The organism is Bacillus sp. YP1 (assembly GCF_000877815.1).
Classification (GTDB): domain Bacteria; phylum Bacillota; class Bacilli; order Bacillales; family Bacillaceae; genus Bacillus; species Bacillus subtilis.
This window is the reverse complement of sequence record NZ_CP010014.1, coordinates 2,966,120-2,982,176: the sequence shown is the minus strand read 5'-3', so window position 1 is coordinate 2,982,176 and position 16,057 is coordinate 2,966,120. Positions and strand designations below refer to the sequence as shown.

Annotated in this window: 22 protein-coding genes and 1 riboswitch; of the genes, 20 read left to right on the top strand and 2 right to left on the bottom strand. The window is 44.1% G+C overall.

Translation table 11 applies throughout. The features are described from left to right. Positions 1-13: 13 nt before the first annotated feature. From fadE to glxB, 19 genes are all read left to right on the top strand, one after another. A complete protein-coding gene (fadE, locus tag QF06_RS14735) occupies positions 14-1,798 on the top strand; it encodes an acyl-CoA dehydrogenase FadE (protein WP_003244094.1) in 1,785 nt (594 codons plus the stop codon). 110 nt (positions 1,799-1,908) lie between these two features. After that, positions 1,909-2,265 carry an arsenate reductase family protein gene (locus QF06_RS14730; RefSeq protein WP_003222779.1) on the top strand — a complete coding sequence of 119 codons (357 nt, stop codon included), beginning with the start codon at positions 1,909-1,911 and terminating at the stop codon, positions 2,263-2,265. A gap of 66 nt (positions 2,266-2,331) precedes the next feature. After that, positions 2,332-2,715, top strand: a complete 384-nt coding sequence (gcvH, locus tag QF06_RS14725) for a glycine cleavage system protein GcvH (RefSeq protein WP_003222781.1) — start codon at positions 2,332-2,334, stop codon at positions 2,713-2,715. A 55-nt stretch (positions 2,716-2,770) separates the two neighbouring features. Then, on the top strand, positions 2,771-3,007 hold the full coding sequence (locus QF06_RS14720; protein ID WP_003228581.1) for a YusG family protein: 237 nt from the start codon (positions 2,771-2,773) through the stop codon (positions 3,005-3,007). A gap of 77 nt (positions 3,008-3,084) precedes the next feature. Then, positions 3,085-3,447, top strand: a complete 363-nt coding sequence (locus QF06_RS14715) for a toprim domain-containing protein (protein ID WP_003242679.1) — start codon at positions 3,085-3,087, stop codon at positions 3,445-3,447. Position 3,448: 1 nt separating this feature from the next. After that, complete coding sequence (locus tag QF06_RS14710) at positions 3,449-3,769, top strand: thioredoxin family protein (RefSeq protein ID WP_003228585.1); 321 nt, start codon at positions 3,449-3,451, stop codon at positions 3,767-3,769. 106 nt (positions 3,770-3,875) lie between these two features. Next, positions 3,876-4,220 carry an SCP2 sterol-binding domain-containing protein gene (locus QF06_RS14705; RefSeq protein WP_003228587.1) on the top strand — a complete coding sequence of 115 codons (345 nt, stop codon included), beginning with the start codon at positions 3,876-3,878 and terminating at the stop codon, positions 4,218-4,220. A gap of 114 nt (positions 4,221-4,334) precedes the next feature. Next, positions 4,335-4,441, top strand: a riboswitch (SAM riboswitch). A gap of 105 nt (positions 4,442-4,546) precedes the next feature. Continuing rightward, entirely contained in the window at positions 4,547-5,572 is a 1,026-nt protein-coding gene (gene metN, locus QF06_RS14700; protein WP_003242531.1) for a methionine ABC transporter ATP-binding protein MetN, read from the top strand. Further along, entirely contained in the window at positions 5,565-6,233 is a 669-nt protein-coding gene (gene metP, locus QF06_RS14695) for a methionine ABC transporter permease MetP (protein ID WP_003228593.1), read from the top strand. The genes metN and metP overlap by 8 nt, the downstream gene beginning before the upstream one ends. Positions 6,234-6,246: 13 nt before the next feature. After that, a complete protein-coding gene (gene metQ / locus QF06_RS14690; RefSeq protein ID WP_003228595.1) occupies positions 6,247-7,071 on the top strand; it encodes a methionine ABC transporter substrate-binding lipoprotein MetQ in 825 nt (274 codons plus the stop codon). Positions 7,072-7,155: 84 nt separating this feature from the next. Further along, positions 7,156-7,533, top strand: a complete 378-nt coding sequence (locus QF06_RS14685; RefSeq protein WP_003228596.1) for a carboxymuconolactone decarboxylase family protein — start codon at positions 7,156-7,158, stop codon at positions 7,531-7,533. A gap of 193 nt (positions 7,534-7,726) precedes the next feature. Then, positions 7,727-7,864, top strand: a complete 138-nt coding sequence (locus QF06_RS21465; RefSeq protein ID WP_003228600.1) for a YuzK family famiily protein — start codon at positions 7,727-7,729, stop codon at positions 7,862-7,864. Positions 7,865-8,057: 193 nt separating this feature from the next. After that, on the top strand, positions 8,058-8,843 hold the full coding sequence (sufC, locus tag QF06_RS14680) for a Fe-S cluster assembly ATPase SufC (protein ID WP_003151872.1): 786 nt from the start codon (positions 8,058-8,060) through the stop codon (positions 8,841-8,843). A gap of 17 nt (positions 8,844-8,860) precedes the next feature. Then, positions 8,861-10,174: a Fe-S cluster assembly protein SufD gene (gene sufD / locus QF06_RS14675; RefSeq protein ID WP_003228602.1), complete on the top strand. Its 1,314-nt coding sequence runs from the start codon at positions 8,861-8,863 to the stop codon at positions 10,172-10,174. Further along, complete coding sequence (gene sufS / locus QF06_RS14670; protein WP_003228604.1) at positions 10,174-11,394, top strand: cysteine desulfurase SufS; 1,221 nt, start codon at positions 10,174-10,176, stop codon at positions 11,392-11,394. The genes sufD and sufS overlap by 1 nt, the downstream gene beginning before the upstream one ends. Next, positions 11,384-11,827: a Fe-S cluster assembly sulfur transfer protein SufU gene (sufU, locus tag QF06_RS14665; RefSeq protein WP_003222809.1), complete on the top strand. Its 444-nt coding sequence runs from the start codon at positions 11,384-11,386 to the stop codon at positions 11,825-11,827. The genes sufS and sufU overlap by 11 nt, the downstream gene beginning before the upstream one ends. A 20-nt stretch (positions 11,828-11,847) precedes the next feature. Then, complete coding sequence (gene sufB / locus QF06_RS14660; protein ID WP_041850559.1) at positions 11,848-13,245, top strand: Fe-S cluster assembly protein SufB; 1,398 nt, start codon at positions 11,848-11,850, stop codon at positions 13,243-13,245. A gap of 263 nt (positions 13,246-13,508) precedes the next feature. Next, positions 13,509-13,787, top strand: coding sequence for an ArsR/SmtB family transcription factor (locus QF06_RS14655; RefSeq protein WP_015251274.1), 279 nt, complete (start codon positions 13,509-13,511; stop codon positions 13,785-13,787). 110 nt (positions 13,788-13,897) lie between these two features. After that, a complete protein-coding gene (gene glxB, locus QF06_RS14650) occupies positions 13,898-14,281 on the top strand; it encodes a methylglyoxalase (protein WP_029318442.1) in 384 nt (127 codons plus the stop codon). Positions 14,282-14,344: 63 nt separating this feature from the next. Here glxB and QF06_RS14645 read toward each other — a convergent pair whose 3' ends face one another. Continuing rightward, complete coding sequence (locus QF06_RS14645) at positions 14,345-14,620, bottom strand: hypothetical protein (RefSeq protein ID WP_041056018.1); 276 nt, start codon at positions 14,618-14,620, stop codon at positions 14,345-14,347. After that, positions 14,620-14,766: an acid-soluble spore protein SspG gene (gene sspG / locus QF06_RS14640; protein WP_040081894.1), complete on the bottom strand. Its 147-nt coding sequence runs from the start codon at positions 14,764-14,766 to the stop codon at positions 14,620-14,622. The genes QF06_RS14645 and sspG overlap by 1 nt, the downstream gene beginning before the upstream one ends. Positions 14,767-14,924: 158 nt before the next feature. Between sspG and QF06_RS14635 the strand changes: the two genes are divergently transcribed. Next, positions 14,925-16,043 carry an NAD(P)/FAD-dependent oxidoreductase gene (locus QF06_RS14635; protein WP_041850560.1) on the top strand — a complete coding sequence of 373 codons (1,119 nt, stop codon included), beginning with the start codon at positions 14,925-14,927 and terminating at the stop codon, positions 16,041-16,043. Positions 16,044-16,057: the final 14 nt, after the last annotated feature.

Genomic DNA, 16,057 nt, shown 5'->3' with positions numbered 1-16,057 from the left:
GGGGGAAAAACAAATGGCAAAAAAAGCGGCTGACGTACAAAAAGGCGGCGGATTTTTAATCGAGGATGTCACATACGATCAAATGTATACACCGGAGGATTTCACTGACGAGCATAAAATGATTGCGAAAACAACAGAGGATTACATCGAGCAAGATGTTCTCCCTCATATAGATGATATCGAAAACCATCAATTCGAGCATTCTGTCAGACTGTTGAAGAAAGCGGGCGAACTAGGGCTGCTTGGCGCCGATGTGCCGGAAGAATACGGCGGGCTCGGCCTTGATAAAATCAGCTCGGCACTCATCACTGAGAAATTTTCGCGTGCGGGAAGCTTTTCTCTTTCTTATGGCGCGCATGTCGGTATCGGTTCCTTGCCGATCGTCTTTTTCGGGTCAGAAGAACAAAAGAAAAAATATTTGCCTGGACTCGCTTCAGGCGAAAAGATCGCCGCTTATGCTCTGACTGAGCCTGGCTCTGGGTCTGATGCACTTGGAGCAAAAACAACAGCTGTGCTGAATGAAGCAGGAACCCATTATGTATTAACAGGGGAAAAACAGTGGATTACCAACTCTGCTTTTGCCGATGTATTTGTAGTTTACGCTAAGGTAGACGGCGACAAGTTTTCAGCCTTTATTGTAGAAAAAGAGTTCCCGGGTGTCTCCACGGGACCGGAAGAAAAGAAAATGGGAATCAAGGGATCATCGACAAGAACCCTCATTCTGGATCAAGCTGAAGTGCCAAAGGAAAACCTGCTCGGAGAAATCGGCAAAGGGCATGTCATCGCCTTTAATATTTTAAACATCGGCCGTTACAAACTGGCGGTTGGCACAATCGGCGCATCTAAACGCGTCATCGAGCTGTCTGCGGCATACGCAAATCAGCGCCGCCAATTTAAAACGCCGATTGCTGGTTTTTCATTGACACAGGAAAAAATCGGGACAATGGCCTCAAGGCTGTATGCGATGGAAAGCTCTGTATACAGAACCGTCGGGCTGTTTGAAGACAATATGAGCCAGTTCACGGCCGAAGATCTCAAGGACGGCCGGCAAATCGCCAAATCGATTGCGGAATACGCCATCGAATGCTCTCTGAATAAGGTATTCGGCTCTGAAACGCTTGATTATATCGTTGATGAAGGCGTGCAGATTCATGGAGGCTACGGCTTTATGCAGGAATACGAAGTAGAAAGGGCCTATAGGGATTCAAGGATCAATCGGATTTTTGAAGGCACAAACGAAATCAACCGGTTAATCGTGCCAAGCACCTTCCTGAAAAAAGCGCTTAAAGGCGAGCTGCCTTTATTCGAAAAAGCGCAGTCGCTGCAGGAAGAACTCATGATGCTTATGCCTGAAGAGCCTGGAAGCGGCGTCTTAGAGCAGGAGAAATATATCGTCAAGCAAGCCAAAAAAATTGCGTTGTTTGCTGCCGGCCTAGCCGCGCAAAAATACGGAAAAGCGATCGATCGTGAGCAAGAAATTCTCGTGAACGTAGCGGATATCGTCAGCAATGTATACGCAATGGAATCAGCCGTGCTCAGAACGGAAAAGGCCATTGCCGCACAAGGCGCTGAAAAAGCAGCGCAAAAGGTGCTGTACACAGAAATTTTCGTTCAAGAGGCCTTTAACGAAATCGAAGCGCATGCAAAGGAATCCCTTATCGCAATGGAAGAAGGAGATTCACTCCGCATGATGCTTTCCGCTCTGCGCAAGCTGACACGCGTAACGCCTAAAAACGTGATTCAGAAAAAACGCGAGGCGGCGGCAGGCATTTTTGAGGCTGAGAAATATACTGTCTGATTGGCCATGAGCTCCGCATGCGCGGAGCTCTTTTTTAAGAAGCACTGTTTTAGGTTTTTAAAACAAACTGTGTTAAAATAACCTCGATTATTTTATTGAGGGGGAAGAAGATGTCGTTAACTTTTTACTGGTACCCTAAATGCGGAACGTGCCGCAAAGCAAAGAAGTGGCTTGAAGAGCATGGGAAAGAAATAAACGAAATACATATTGCTGAGCAGCCGCCAAGCAAAGAAGAATTAAAAGCGCTTTATGAAAAAAGCGGGCTGGATCTCAAGAAATTTTTCAACACGAGCGGCATGAAATACCGCGAGCTCAATCTCAAGGAAAAGCTGTATCATATGTCAGAGGACGAACAGCTCGAACTGCTGGCTTCAGATGGTATGCTAATTAAACGCCCGCTTACAACAGACGGCGAAAAAGTGACTGTCGGATTTAAAGAAGACCAATTTGAAGAAAACTGGGCTTAATGTAAATTTTTTTTGAAAAGTGTGGTATCTTCTTATTGTAGTGCTGTAAAAAATGGAGGGATTCAATTGAGCATACCAAAAGATTTGCGTTACTCAGGAGAACACGAGTGGGTAAAAGTTGAAGGAGAAAAAGCCAGAATCGGAATTACGCATTTTGCCCAGTCCGAACTAGGCGACATCGTGTTTGTCGAACTTCCTGAAGTGGGCGCTGAAATCAAAGCGGACGAGCCATTCGGCAGTGTTGAATCCGTTAAAACGGTATCTGAGCTTTATGCACCGATTAACGGAACGGTTGTGGAAGTAAACGAAGATCTTGATGACAGTCCGGAATTCGTCAACGAATCTCCGTACGAAAAAGCATGGATGATCGTCGTTGAGCCATCTGACGCTTCTGAAATTGAAAAACTGATGACAGCAGAGCAATACGAAGAGATGACACAAGAAGACTAAAACAGGATAGCCGTAAAAGCAATTGGACACGCTAACGTTATGGGAGGTGTCCAATATGGCTTTCGACAAACAAAAGCTCGATGTCACCAATGACGTGACAGGCCGCTTTCAAAATGGCCGGCTCTCGTTATATCATGATAATGAGATGATCGGCCAAATGACAAGCATGAATGAATATGAGCTTAAGTCCGGTTATTCCTTTGAAAATGAGAAATTTTATAAGACAGCCGATGTGGTCTCTGGAGACGACGCAAAATATGTAGATTGTGACTACGAAAACGGCTGGTGTTAATGTTGGCGGTGAATTTCACTGCCTTCTTTTACAATCTGAACATTTCAAATTTGACGCGGCAGGTGAACAAGATGAAGATGGATGAGCTGGAAAAGGTTATGATTGTCGAGGGGAAATCAGATAAAGAGAAAATCGAAAGCGTCCTGAATGAACCGATGCGCATTATCTGCACAAACGGAACAATCAGCCAGCTGAGGCTCGAGGAATTGGCTGACGAGCTTTATGATAAAGACGTCTATATATTAGTTGATGCTGATGAATCAGGTGAGAAATTGAGAAAACAGCTGAAGCGTGAATTTAATGAAGCCTGCCATCTCCATGTCGACAGAGCCTATAAGGAAGTAGCGGCTGCGCCCAGGCACCATATCGCTTCTGTATTGCTGCGTGCGAATCTGAATGTCCATACTATTTTTCTTGAAAGAAAGTCCCGAGGTGTATAGCATGAAAGAACTCCAAGAACACGAACTTGATCACATTGAAGATGATGTGTACCTTCTATATTTATATACTCCGTTTTGCGGCACCTGCCAGCTTGCAAGCAAAATGCTGACAGTGGTGAAAGAAATGCTGCCGGATGTCGCCTTCTATCAAAACAATGTCAATTACTCTCCGACATTCGCAAAAGCGTATCAAATTGAAAGCGTCCCTTGTTTTCTGCTGTTTAAAGGCGGAAAGATGGTCGAAAGAGGATATGCATTTCATTCCGTTTCTTATTTATATGAGCTGATCAAACAAAAATCATCTTCCGCATCCCATTTATGACATATTTCTCAGCATATCCAATGAAATTGTCGTTCGTTTTATAAAGGGGTTCTTGCGACAAAGAGAGAAATGTGTATGTATGACCAACAAATAGGAGGTTGTACATATGGAGAAAGCGGAAGTTTTAGAAGATGAGTATCAGCATCTGTTTTTAAAACCCCTTTTGAATGCCTCAACATTGCTCATTACCTTCCAAGGAGAAGCAGAAGCCTTAACCGTCTCAATAAACGAACAGGGAGAAATGAAAAAAGTTTCTCCGCCCCAAACGTCCAACCTGACCTTTTACGGAAACCAAACGGAAATTATTGATTTATTGCACGGAGACATTTCCCTTCAGCACCTTATTCAGAGCGGAAGCCTCAAAGTAAAGGGGTCATTCAGGGCCCTGTTAAAGCTGGAAGCCATTCTCTGGCTGACAAATGGATTTTTTCAGAGGATTTTAAAAAATTAAAAAATAATAAATTATTATAATAGTAAAAGTTGACATCATTTATTTTATTGACATTTAATCATTCGCCGTGCTATTCTACATTAAGAATTTCCGGACGAAAAAGACTATATATTTCTCTTATCAAGAGAGGTGGAGGGAAGTGCCCTATGAAGCCCGGCAACCATCAACACTGTTGAAATGGTGCCAATTCACACGAAGCGTTCAGCTTTGAAAGATGAGAGAAAGGCATTTTATATAAGCCTTTCTGCTCAAGTGTGCAGAAAGGCTTTTCTTTTGCAGAAAAAACCGGAAGATTTCTTAGAATAGTGTTAAGGCAGGTGATTGCTTTGATCAATCTTCAGGATGTTTCAAAAGTTTACAAGTCGAAACATGGAGATGTCAATGCTGTCCAAAACGTCTCGCTTTCCATTAAAAAAGGTGAGATTTTTGGAATTATAGGATATAGCGGAGCTGGTAAGAGTTCCTTAATCCGTCTGCTGAACGGCCTTGAGAAACCAACCTCAGGAACCGTGGAAGTGGCGGGAACCAAGATTAATGAAGTAAATGGACGCGGTTTAAGAAAAGCACGCCATGAGATCAGTATGATTTTCCAGCATTTCAATTTGCTTTGGTCGCGGACTGTCAGAGATAATATCATGTTTCCTTTAGAAATTGCCGGGGTGAAAAAGAGCGAGCGGATCAAGCGCGCCAATGAACTGATTAAACTGGTAGGTTTAGAAGGAAAAGAAAAATCTTATCCGTCCCAGCTGAGCGGCGGTCAGAAGCAGCGTGTCGGAATTGCCAGAGCGCTTGCAAACAATCCGAAGGTTCTTCTTTGTGACGAAGCGACATCAGCATTAGATCCGCAAACGACAGATTCAATTCTGGATCTATTGTCCGATATTAATGAAAGACTCGGTTTGACGATTGTGCTGATTACGCACGAAATGCATGTCATACGCAAAATCTGCAACAGAGTCGCCGTCATGGAAAACGGCAAGGTGGTCGAAGAAGGCGAGGTTCTCGATGTCTTCAAAAATCCAAAGGAACAAATGACAAAACGATTTGTTCAACAGGTGACAGAGCCGGAAGAAACGAAAGAGACGCTTCAGCACCTTCTTGATGATACAGCATCAGGAAAAATGGTTCAGCTCACATTTGTCGGTGAGTCAGCTGAACAGCCTCTGATTACAGAGATGATCAGAAACTTCAATGTCAGCGTCAATATTCTGCAAGGGAAAATTTCGCAGACGAAGGATGGGGCTTACGGTTCACTGTTCATCCACATTGACGGGGACGAGGAAGAAGTGCAAAACGTGATCCGATTCATTAATGACAAACAGGTGAAAGCAGAGGTGATCACGAATGTTTGAAAAATACTTCCCGAACGTTGATTTAACTGAATTATGGAACGCGACATATGAAACACTTTATATGACGCTGATTTCTTTACTGTTTGCTTTTGTCATCGGGGTCATCCTCGGCTTGCTGCTCTTTCTGACGAGCAAAGGAAGCCTCTGGCAGAATAAAGCGGTCAACTCAGTGATTGCAGCCGTTGTTAACATATTCAGATCGATTCCGTTCCTTATTTTAATTATTTTACTATTAGGTTTTACGAAATTTTTAGTCGGCACGATCTTAGGGCCAAACGCCGCATTGCCGGCGCTGGTAATCGGCTCGGCACCATTTTACGCGCGCCTTGTTGAAATCGCGCTGCGTGAGGTGGATAAAGGTGTGATTGAAGCAGCTAAATCAATGGGCGCGAAAACGTCTACGATTATTTTCAAAGTGCTGATTCCGGAATCAATGCCTGCTCTTATTTCTGGCATTACGGTTACAGCCATCGCTTTAATCGGTTCAACGGCAATTGCCGGAGCCATTGGTTCAGGAGGCCTTGGAAACCTTGCGTACGTAGAAGGATATCAGTCTAATAACGCTGATGTTACCTTCGTTGCTACTGTGTTTATTTTAATCATCGTGTTTATTATTCAAATCATCGGTGATCTAATAACAAATATTATAGACAAACGATAAGGGAGGATTTACATTGAAAAAGCTATTTTTGGGTGCATTACTGCTTGTATTTGCAGGAGTTATGGCTGCCTGCGGTTCGAATAACGGCGCTGAATCCGGCAAGAAAGAAATTGTCGTTGCGGCAACAAAAACACCGCATGCGGAAATTTTAAAAGAAGCTGAACCATTGCTGAAAGAAAAAGGCTATACGCTGAAAGTGAAAGTGCTTAGTGATTACAAAATGTACAATAAAGCTTTAGCTGATAAAGAAGTGGACGCGAACTACTTCCAGCACATTCCTTACCTTGAGCAAGAAATGAAAGAAAACACAGATTACAAACTTGTGAATGCCGGCGCTGTTCACTTAGAGCCATTCGGTATTTACTCTAAAACATACAAATCACTGAAAGACCTTCCAGACGGTGCGACAATCATTCTGACAAACAACGTTGCTGAACAAGGCCGTATGCTTGCAATGCTTGAAAACGCTGGATTAATCACTCTTGATTCTAAAGTGGAAACAGTTGACGCAACATTGAAAGACATTAAGAAAAACCCGAAAAACCTTGAATTCAAAAAAGTAGCGCCTGAATTAACGGCAAAAGCATATGAAAACAAAGAAGGAGACGCGGTCTTCATCAATGTAAACTATGCGATCCAAAATAAATTAAATCCTAAAAAAGACGCAATTGAAGTAGAATCAACGAAAAACAACCCATACGCTAACATCATCGCAGTAAGAAAAGGCGAAGAAGATTCTGCAAAAATCAAAGCGCTGATGGAAGTTCTTCACTCTAAAAAGATCAAAGACTTCATCGAGAAAAAATACGACGGAGCTGTGCTTCCTGTATCTGAATAAGACTGAAACCCCGGATGAGAATTCCGGGGTTTTTTTCGCGTATTTTCCTAAAAGCTGTTCATAATAAAAAGGAATGTTAAACAGATGGAGGGATTTTCTTTGAATCAAGACAGAGGAAGCATGCAGGACGCGTTAAAACAATATAAACATGGTTTAGGCACATTTGAACAAAAGATGCCGCTGATGGGAAGAAAATTTAACGAATTTACTGAACAGTGCTTTGCCGGGAATTCTCTGACTGAAAGAGAAAAACAGCTGATCGCCCTCGGAATTGCCATCAATGCTCAGGACGAATATTGCATGATCTATCATACAAAAGGCTGTCTTGATCAGGGAGCGTCAGAAGAAAACATTCTCGAAGCCGTCAGTGTGGCAGCGGCATTTGGAGGCGGCGCAGCTTTCAGCCAAGGCGTGACAGTCGTTCAACAGTGCATTGAGGAATTCGGAAACACCACGCATTAAGAGAAGGAATATTCCGAAAAACCATTCTCATTTGTTCTGAAAGGATGCTTTCGTCTCATCTGCCGCTATTTCACGCCAAATCGTTTTTGCGGCATCCAACGCAGCACTGGTACAATAAAAAGCAAATATATGAAGGGATTGATTCATTATTTGCAGCAGCCAGGACAGACTGAACCTCGATTATACGTCAGAAATGGAAAAAGCGATGCAGCTGTCACACGGAATTGGATACGAGGAATATGGACGCCGGCTGGAAACAAGAATGAAAGTAGAGCGGCAGAGAGAGCTTGATTATGAAAAAAGCAAGCGGATTTCTGCGGGAGCTTATTGAGAAAATCAATCTTTTAAAAAAGGGTGGGAATCCACTCTTTTTCTTTTTCAATCGCTTTAATAAAGTGCTGATCTTTGTTAAACTTGAGGAATGTGCAAGGCACGATAAAAAGTTGTATTTACTTTTCATTTGTTATAAAATTAGAATGAGAATAAAATGAGAATAATGATTATATATTTTTGGAGGTATAGATATGGCTGCTTCAACATTAACGATCAAAGATCTTCACGTTGAAATCGAAGGGAAAGAGATCTTAAAGGGTGTAAACCTTGAAATAAAAGGTGGAGAATTCCACGCAGTAATGGGCCCGAACGGAACTGGTAAATCCACTTTATCAGCTGCTATTATGGGGCATCCTAAATATGAAGTAACAAAAGGCAGCATCACGCTTGACGGCAAAGATGTACTGGAGATGGAAGTGGACGAGCGTGCGCAGGCAGGCTTATTCCTTGCAATGCAGTACCCAAGTGAAATCAGCGGTGTGACAAATGCCGACTTCCTTCGCTCAGCAATCAACGCGCGCAGAGAAGAAGGCGATGAAATTTCTCTCATGAAATTCATCCGCAAAATGGACGAAAACATGGAGTTCCTTGAAATGGACCCTGAAATGGCTCAGCGCTATCTTAACGAAGGCTTCTCAGGCGGGGAGAAAAAACGCAACGAAATCCTTCAATTAATGATGATTGAACCGAAAATCGCCATCCTTGATGAAATTGACTCAGGCCTTGATATTGACGCTTTGAAAGTTGTATCAAAAGGGATCAACAAAATGCGCAGCGAAAACTTCGGCTGCCTGATGATCACTCACTATCAGCGCCTGTTAAACTACATCACTCCGGATGTTGTTCACGTTATGATGCAAGGCCGCGTTGTAAAATCCGGCGGTGCAGAGCTTGCACAGCGTCTTGAAGCAGAAGGTTATGACTGGATCAAACAAGAACTTGGCATTGAAGACGAAACTGTTGGCCAAGAAGCGTAAGCGTTAGGGGGATTAATATGACACTAGGTACAAAACTATCCGTAGATCAGGAGTATCTCAAAAGCTTTTCCGAAAAGCACCAAGAACCTGCCTGGCTGAAGAACCTGCGCTTACAGGCTCTTGAACAAGCTGAGGATCTGCCGATGCCGAAACCTGACAAAACAAAAATCACAAACTGGAACTTCACGAATTTCGCGAAGCATACAGTGGATAACGAACCGCTTTCTTCATTAGAAGATTTGACTGATGAAGTAAAAGCGCTGATCGACATTGAAAACGAAGATAAAACATTATACGTACAGCGTGACCAGACGCCGGCACATCTTTCTCTTTCTCAAGAATTGAAAGACAAAGGCGTCATCTTCACTGATATTCTGACTGCTGCACGCGAGCACAGCGACTTGGTGGAGAAATACTTTATGAAGGACGGCGTGAAGGTTGACGAACATAAGTTAACTGCACTTCACGCGGCTCTTGTTAACGGAGGAGCATTCCTTTATGTTCCGAAAAATGTTCAGGTGGAGACGCCGGTTCAGGCTGTTTATGTCCACGAAAGCAATGATACAGCTCTATTCAACCACGTGCTGATTGTGGCTGAAGACCACAGCTCTGTAACATATGTAGAAAACTACATCAGCACTGTAAACCCGAAAGACGCTGTCTTCAATATTATCAGTGAGGTCATCACAGGTGATAATGCCAGCGTGACATACGGTGCGGTGGATAATCTGTCAAGCGGTGTGACAACTTATGTGAACCGCCGCGGTGCTGCGCGCGGACGCGACAGCAAAATCGAGTGGGCTCTCGGCCTGATGAACGATGGCGACACGATTTCCGAAAACACAACAAACCTTTACGGTGACGGCACATACGGCGATACGAAAACGGTTGTTGTCGGAAGAGGAGAGCAAACAGAAAACTTCACAACACAAATCATCCATTTCGGTAAAGCTTCTGAAGGCTATATCTTGAAGCACGGTGTGATGAAGGATTCCGCTTCTTCTATCTTTAACGGAATCGGCAAAATCGAACATGGCGCTTCTAAAGCGAATGCGGAGCAAGAATCACGCGTGCTGATGCTTAGCGAAAAAGCACGCGGAGACGCAAACCCTATTCTTTTAATTGACGAAGACGATGTAACTGCAGGACATGCGGCATCTGTCGGCCGTGTGGACCCTATTCAGCTTTACTACCTGATGAGCCGCGGAATTCCGAAAGAAGAAGCAGAACGCTTAGTCATTTACGGATTCCTTGCACCGGTAGTAAATGAACTTCCGATTGAAGGCGTTAAGAAACAATTAGTTTCTGTTATCGAAAGGAAAGTGAAGTAATGAATATCACAGATATTCGTGAACAGTTCCCGATCCTTCATCAGCAAGTGAACGGACATGATCTCGTTTATCTCGACAGCGCGGCGACTTCCCAGAAGCCGCGTGCTGTCATTGAAACACTGGATAAGTATTATAACCAATACAATTCCAATGTTCACCGGGGCGTCCATACACTTGGAACCAGAGCGACAGATGGTTATGAAGGAGCGCGTGAAAAAGTCCGCAAGTTTATTAACGCGAAGTCAATGGCTGAGATTATTTTCACAAAAGGCACGACCACATCACTGAATATGGTGGCGTTAAGCTATGCGCGCGCCAACCTGAAACCTGGTGATGAAGTGGTCATCACCTACATGGAGCATCATGCGAATATCATTCCGTGGCAGCAGGCTGTAAAAGCAACTGGCGCCACATTAAAATATATTCCGTTGCAGGAAGACGGAACGATTTCTTTAGAAGACGTCAGAGAAACGGTCACAAGCAACACAAAAATTGTTGCGGTGTCTCATGTATCTAATGTTCTCGGCACGGTCAACCCGATTAAAGAAATGGCGAAAATCGCTCATGACAATGGGGCTGTCATTGTGGTGGACGGTGCACAAAGCACGCCACACATGAAAATTGACGTGCAGGATCTCGATTGCGACTTTTTTGCGCTTTCTTCCCATAAAATGTGCGGACCTACCGGTGTTGGTGTGCTGTACGGAAAGAAAGCCCTGCTGGAAAACATGGAGCCTGCCGAATTCGGCGGTGAAATGATCGACTTTGTCGGGCTTTATGAATCAACTTGGAAAGAGCTTCCGTGGAAATTCGAAGCGGGTACGCCGATTATTGCAGGAGCAATCGGCCTCGGTGCCGCCATTGATTTTCTCGAAGAAATCGGTCTTGATGAGATTTCCCGCCATGAGCACAAGCTTGCAGCTTATGCGCTTGAACGCTTCCGCCAGCTTGACGGCGTAACGGTATACGGGCCGGAAGAGCGTGCGGGGCTTGTCACATTTAACCTTGATGATGTTCATCCGCACGATGTGGCTACTGTGCTTGATGCGGAGGGAATCGCAGTCAGAGCCGGCCACCATTGTGCGCAGCCGCTGATGAAATGGCTGGATGTAACTGCTACTGCAAGAGCAAGCTTTTATCTGTATAATACAGAGGAAGAGATTGATAAGCTTGTGGAAGCTCTTCAAAAGACAAAGGAGTATTTTACAAATGTCTTTTAATGCAAACTTAGATACATTGTACAGACAGGTGATTATGGATCATTACAAAAACCCGCGAAATAAAGGGGTTTTGAATGACAGCATTGTCGTGGATATGAACAATCCGACATGCGGCGACCGCATCAGACTGACAATGAAGCTTGACGGAGACATCGTGGAAGATGCGAAGTTTGAAGGGGAAGGCTGTTCCATTTCAATGGCATCCGCTTCGATGATGACTCAGGCGATTAAAGGGAAAGATATTGAAACTGCCCTTTCCATGTCTAAGATTTTCTCGGATATGATGCAAGGGAAAGAGTATGACGATTCTATAGATCTCGGGGATATTGAAGCCCTTCAAGGCGTTTCAAAATTCCCGGCCCGTATCAAATGTGCAACCCTGTCATGGAAAGCACTTGAAAAAGGAGTCGCGAAAGAAGAAGGCGGCAATTAAAAGGATTGGAGTGAAAATGGATGGCTAAAAAAATGCCTGATATTGGTGAATACAAGTATGGTTTTCACGACAAGGACGTTTCCATTTTCCGTTCAGAGCGCGGATTGACAAAAGAAATCGTAGAAGAAATTTCTCGCATGAAGGAAGAGCCTCAATGGATGCTTGACTTCCGCTTGAAATCACTTGAGCATTTCTACAACATGCCGATGCCTCAATGGGGCGGAGATTTAAACTCACTGAACTTTGACGAAATTACGTACTACGTAAAACCGTCTGAGCGTTCAGAGCGTTCTTGGGATGAAGTTCCTGAAGAAATTAAACAAACATTCGACAAGCTCGGTATTCCTGAAGCTGAACAAAAATACCTTGCGGGTGTTTCTGCTCAGTACGAATCTGAGGTTGTATACCACAACATGAAAGAAGATCTTGAAGCGCAAGGCATCGTCTTTAAAGACACTGACAGCGCGCTGAAAGAGAATGAAGATATTTTCCGTGAGCACTGGGCAAAAGTAATCCCGCCGACTGATAACAAGTTTGCGGCGCTTAACTCAGCTGTTTGGTCCGGCGGATCTTTCATCTACGTGCCTAAAGGCGTGAAGGTTGAAACACCGCTTCAAGCTTACTTCCGTATCAACTCTGAGAACATGGGTCAGTTCGAACGTACACTGATCATTGTTGACGAAGAAGCAAGTGTTCATTATGTTGAAGGCTGTACTGCGCCTGTTTACACAACAAACTCACTTCACAGTGCGGTCGTTGAGATCATGGTGAAAAAAGGCGGCTACTGCCGTTATACAACGATCCAAAACTGGGCGAACAACGTTTACAACCTTGTAACAAAGCGTACAGTCTGTGAAGAAAACGCAACAATGGAATGGATCGACGGCAACATCGGTTCTAAGCTGACAATGAAATATCCGGCTTGTATCCTAAAAGGCGAAGGCGCGCGCGGTATGACGCTTTCTATCGCTCTTGCGGGTAAAGGCCAGCATCAGGATGCAGGTGCGAAAATGATTCACCTTGCACCAAACACATCATCTACAATCGTATCAAAATCGATTTCAAAACAGGGCGGAAAAGTAACGTACCGCGGAATCGTCCACTTCGGACGCAAAGCGGAAGGCGCCCGCTCTAACATCGAGTGCGATACGCTCATTATGGATAACAAATCAACTTCAGACACAATTCCTTACAATGAAATCTTAAATGATAACATTTCATTGGAGCACGAAGCGAAAGTGTCTAAAGTATCTGAAGAGCAGCTCTTCTACTTGATGAGCCGCGGTATTTCTGAAGAAGAAGCAACTGAAATGATCGTAATGGGCTTTATCGAGCCATTCACAAAAGAGCTTCCAATGGAATACGCAGTTGAAATGAACCGTTTGATTAAGTTCGAAATGGAAGGTTCTATCGGTTAATGATGAAAACTCCTTTGTTTATCAAGGGGTTTAGATATAGTTTTTAAAATGGCCGGCGTGCCGAATTTGATTGTAGAAGACGAACTTTTGAAGTTCGTCTTCTTTTATTTTTCAGAGACATATCCACTGTTATTTTGATGGTTTTAAGTCCTTATCGATTAGAATATTTCAGAGCTGCGCCGGATAGGTTCAGTTTCTATATCGCGCAACCATACAGTTGCTTATGCTTGACATGCAACTAATGAGTTGCTTATACTCAATATATGAATTGGAACAAAGACGCTATATTCAAAGCACTCGGCGATTCGACTCGGCGGCTTATATTAGACGAATTATCTGAACGCAACGAGCTGACGTTGTATGAACTTACGATACGTCTTATTACAAAGTACGACCTTTCTATTACGCGACAGGCGATAGCTAAACACCTTTCTGTACTGGAGGATGCAGGACTCGTAACATCAAAACGAAAGGGAAAATATCGAGTACTTATATTCAACAACGAACCACTTAAAAATTTGCTCAAAGGATGGATAGAATAATTTTATAAAATCAGAACAGGGCCTCTGATAAATGTGTGGGTTGTTTTGCTTGTAGCCAGATTGTTAGCATAGTACCATGCTTCATTCATATCGAAGGAGGGAAAAACAGTATGAAAATCGTTGTTACCAGTATATTTGTACAAGATCAAGACATGGCACTGGAGTTTTATACAGAAAAACTTGGGTTTATAAAAAAGGAAGACGTTCCCATGGGGAAATTCAGGTGGATAACGCTTGTTTCTCCAGATGATCAAGACGGAACCGAGCTTTTACTCGAACCGAATGAACATCCTGCCGCCAAGGAGTATCAAAAGAAGATATTCTCCGAAGGCCTCCCGGCCACAATGTTTGGCGTTGCAGATATTCAAAAAGAGTACAACCGATTAAAGGAAAAAGGCGTGACGTTTACGATGGAACCGACAAAAATGGGCGAAGTCACAATAGCTGTCTTCGACGATACATGCGGTAACCTTATTCAAATTGTACAGAAGTAACCGATTCAGTCGCGTCCTTTTTGTATGCAGAAGAAAAACCGCTGGCCGAGGGGCCGCGGTTTTTTACTCTTCTTCTGTCTCCTGATTGATAATTTGCTTTACAGATGATCTGCTGTTATTTTCTCTGTTCATCTCTCGCAATTGAGTATAAGCCATATCGAATTCCTCTTTTGTCATCTGCTTTGCGGCTAATGCAGAGCATAATATAGCAAAAGCAATTGGCATTGTATCAATGTGAATGTCGATATGGACCTCTGAGTTGCCGCTATTTTTGATAACAGATTCAGTAGTGGGTAACTCTTGAGTATGTCTGTTAAGAGGAATGATGTTTTCGTTCATTAGTCTTCCCCGTCTTGTGTCTGAGCCTGTGCCTGATCCTGATCTGTGTTCACGCTGACCACGACTTTTGCATTACCGCTGTTTTGGACTTTTGCGACTGCCGCATCGCGTCTGTTTTCTTCATTTTCATGACGATTTTCGCTCATGGTATCATCCTTTCTCTATTGATAGTGACAGGATATTCGATAGGAGAGTAAAGAGATTGGACGAACTTCGCGGTTTTTCCACATTAGGGCAAAAGGTCGAAGGAAAGCATTCTATTTGGTAAAATGAATAGACATTATAATAGAAAAGGTGTTTGCATATGAAATCGTACATCATCGTCGGCGCAGGGATTCTGGGCGCGTCGACGGCTTATCATCTCGCAAAATCAGGCGCTCGCGTTACTGTCATTGATCGGAAAGAGCCGGGACAAGCGACTGATGCGGCGGCGGGGATCGTCTGTCCATGGCTCTCGCAACGCCGTAATCAGGATTGGTACCAGCTTGCTAAGGGGGGAGCGCGGTACTATAAGGATTTAATCCATCAATTGGAAAAAGACGGTGAATCGGATACAGGATACAAACGTGTCGGTGCCATCAGCATTCATACTGACGCGTCTAAACTCGATAAAATGGAGGAAAGGGCGTATAAGAGACGGGAGGATGCGCCGGAAATCGGCGACATTACCCGCTTGTCTGCAAGTGAAACGAAAAAGCTGTTTCCGATTTTAGCTGACGGCTATGAATCGGTTCATATCAGCGGTGCCGCCCGTGTGAACGGAAGAGCGCTGTGCCGGTCGCTTTTAAGCGCTGCAGAGAAACGCGGCGCAACGGTCATCAAAGGAAATGCGTCCTTGCTTTTTGAAAACGGAACAGTCACCGGCGTGCAAACAGATACAAAGCAGTTTGCGGCTGACGCGGTCATTGTGACGGCGGGAGCATGGGCCAATGAGATATTGAAGCCTCTTGGCATTCATTTTCAAGTGTCATTTCAAAAAGCGCAGATTATGCATTTTGAAATGACAGATGCAGATACAGGATCGTGGCCGGTTGTAATGCCGCCGAGTGATCAGTACATTCTGTCGTTTGATAACGGCAGAATTGTAGCCGGCGCCACACACGAAAACGATGCCGGTCTTGATGATCTTCGTGTGACAGCCGGAGGCCAGCACGAAGTATTGAGCAAAGCGTTAGCCGTTGCACCGGGTCTTGCTGATGCGGCTGCTGTTGAAACAAGAGTGGGCTTCAGGCCGTTTACACCGGGTTTTCTGCCGGTCATAGGGGCTGTGCCGAATGTTCAAGGCCTGTACGCTGCTAACGGTTTGGGCGCTTCTGGACTGACGATGGGGCCGTTCTTAGGTGCAGAGCTCGCAAAGCTAGTTCTCAGAAAGCAGACAGAATTAGACCTTAGTCCTTATGATCCAGCCGGAGCACTTGCATAATAAGTAAGAGCATG

Excerpts from the sequence above, each read along its gene's own strand:
- fadE (WP_003244094.1), top strand. The coding sequence starts at position 14 with ATGGCAAAAAAAGCGGCTGACGTACAAAAAGGCGGCGGATTTTTAATC.
- QF06_RS14730 (WP_003222779.1), top strand. The coding sequence starts at position 1,909 with ATGTCGTTAACTTTTTACTGGTACCCTAAATGCGGAACGTGCCGCAAA.
- QF06_RS14720 (WP_003228581.1), top strand. The coding sequence starts at position 2,771 with ATGGCTTTCGACAAACAAAAGCTCGATGTCACCAATGACGTGACAGGC.
- QF06_RS14715 (WP_003242679.1), top strand. The coding sequence starts at position 3,085 with ATGGATGAGCTGGAAAAGGTTATGATTGTCGAGGGGAAATCAGATAAA.
- QF06_RS14710 (WP_003228585.1), top strand. The coding sequence starts at position 3,449 with ATGAAAGAACTCCAAGAACACGAACTTGATCACATTGAAGATGATGTG.
- QF06_RS14705 (WP_003228587.1), top strand. The coding sequence starts at position 3,876 with ATGGAGAAAGCGGAAGTTTTAGAAGATGAGTATCAGCATCTGTTTTTA.
- metP (WP_003228593.1), top strand. The coding sequence starts at position 5,565 with ATGTTTGAAAAATACTTCCCGAACGTTGATTTAACTGAATTATGGAAC.
- QF06_RS14685 (WP_003228596.1), top strand. The coding sequence starts at position 7,156 with ATGGAGGGATTTTCTTTGAATCAAGACAGAGGAAGCATGCAGGACGCG.
- QF06_RS21465 (WP_003228600.1), top strand. The coding sequence starts at position 7,727 with ATGGAAAAAGCGATGCAGCTGTCACACGGAATTGGATACGAGGAATAT.
- sufC (WP_003151872.1), top strand. The coding sequence starts at position 8,058 with ATGGCTGCTTCAACATTAACGATCAAAGATCTTCACGTTGAAATCGAA.
- sufD (WP_003228602.1), top strand. The coding sequence starts at position 8,861 with ATGACACTAGGTACAAAACTATCCGTAGATCAGGAGTATCTCAAAAGC.
- sufS (WP_003228604.1), top strand. The coding sequence starts at position 10,174 with ATGAATATCACAGATATTCGTGAACAGTTCCCGATCCTTCATCAGCAA.
- sufU (WP_003222809.1), top strand. The coding sequence starts at position 11,384 with ATGTCTTTTAATGCAAACTTAGATACATTGTACAGACAGGTGATTATG.
- sufB (WP_041850559.1), top strand. The coding sequence starts at position 11,848 with ATGGCTAAAAAAATGCCTGATATTGGTGAATACAAGTATGGTTTTCAC.
- QF06_RS14655 (WP_015251274.1), top strand. The coding sequence starts at position 13,509 with ATGAATTGGAACAAAGACGCTATATTCAAAGCACTCGGCGATTCGACT.
- glxB (WP_029318442.1), top strand. The coding sequence starts at position 13,898 with ATGAAAATCGTTGTTACCAGTATATTTGTACAAGATCAAGACATGGCA.
- QF06_RS14645 (WP_041056018.1), bottom strand. The coding sequence starts at position 14,620 with ATGAACGAAAACATCATTCCTCTTAACAGACATACTCAAGAGTTACCC.
- sspG (WP_040081894.1), bottom strand. The coding sequence starts at position 14,766 with ATGAGCGAAAATCGTCATGAAAATGAAGAAAACAGACGCGATGCGGCA.
- QF06_RS14635 (WP_041850560.1), top strand. The coding sequence starts at position 14,925 with ATGAAATCGTACATCATCGTCGGCGCAGGGATTCTGGGCGCGTCGACG.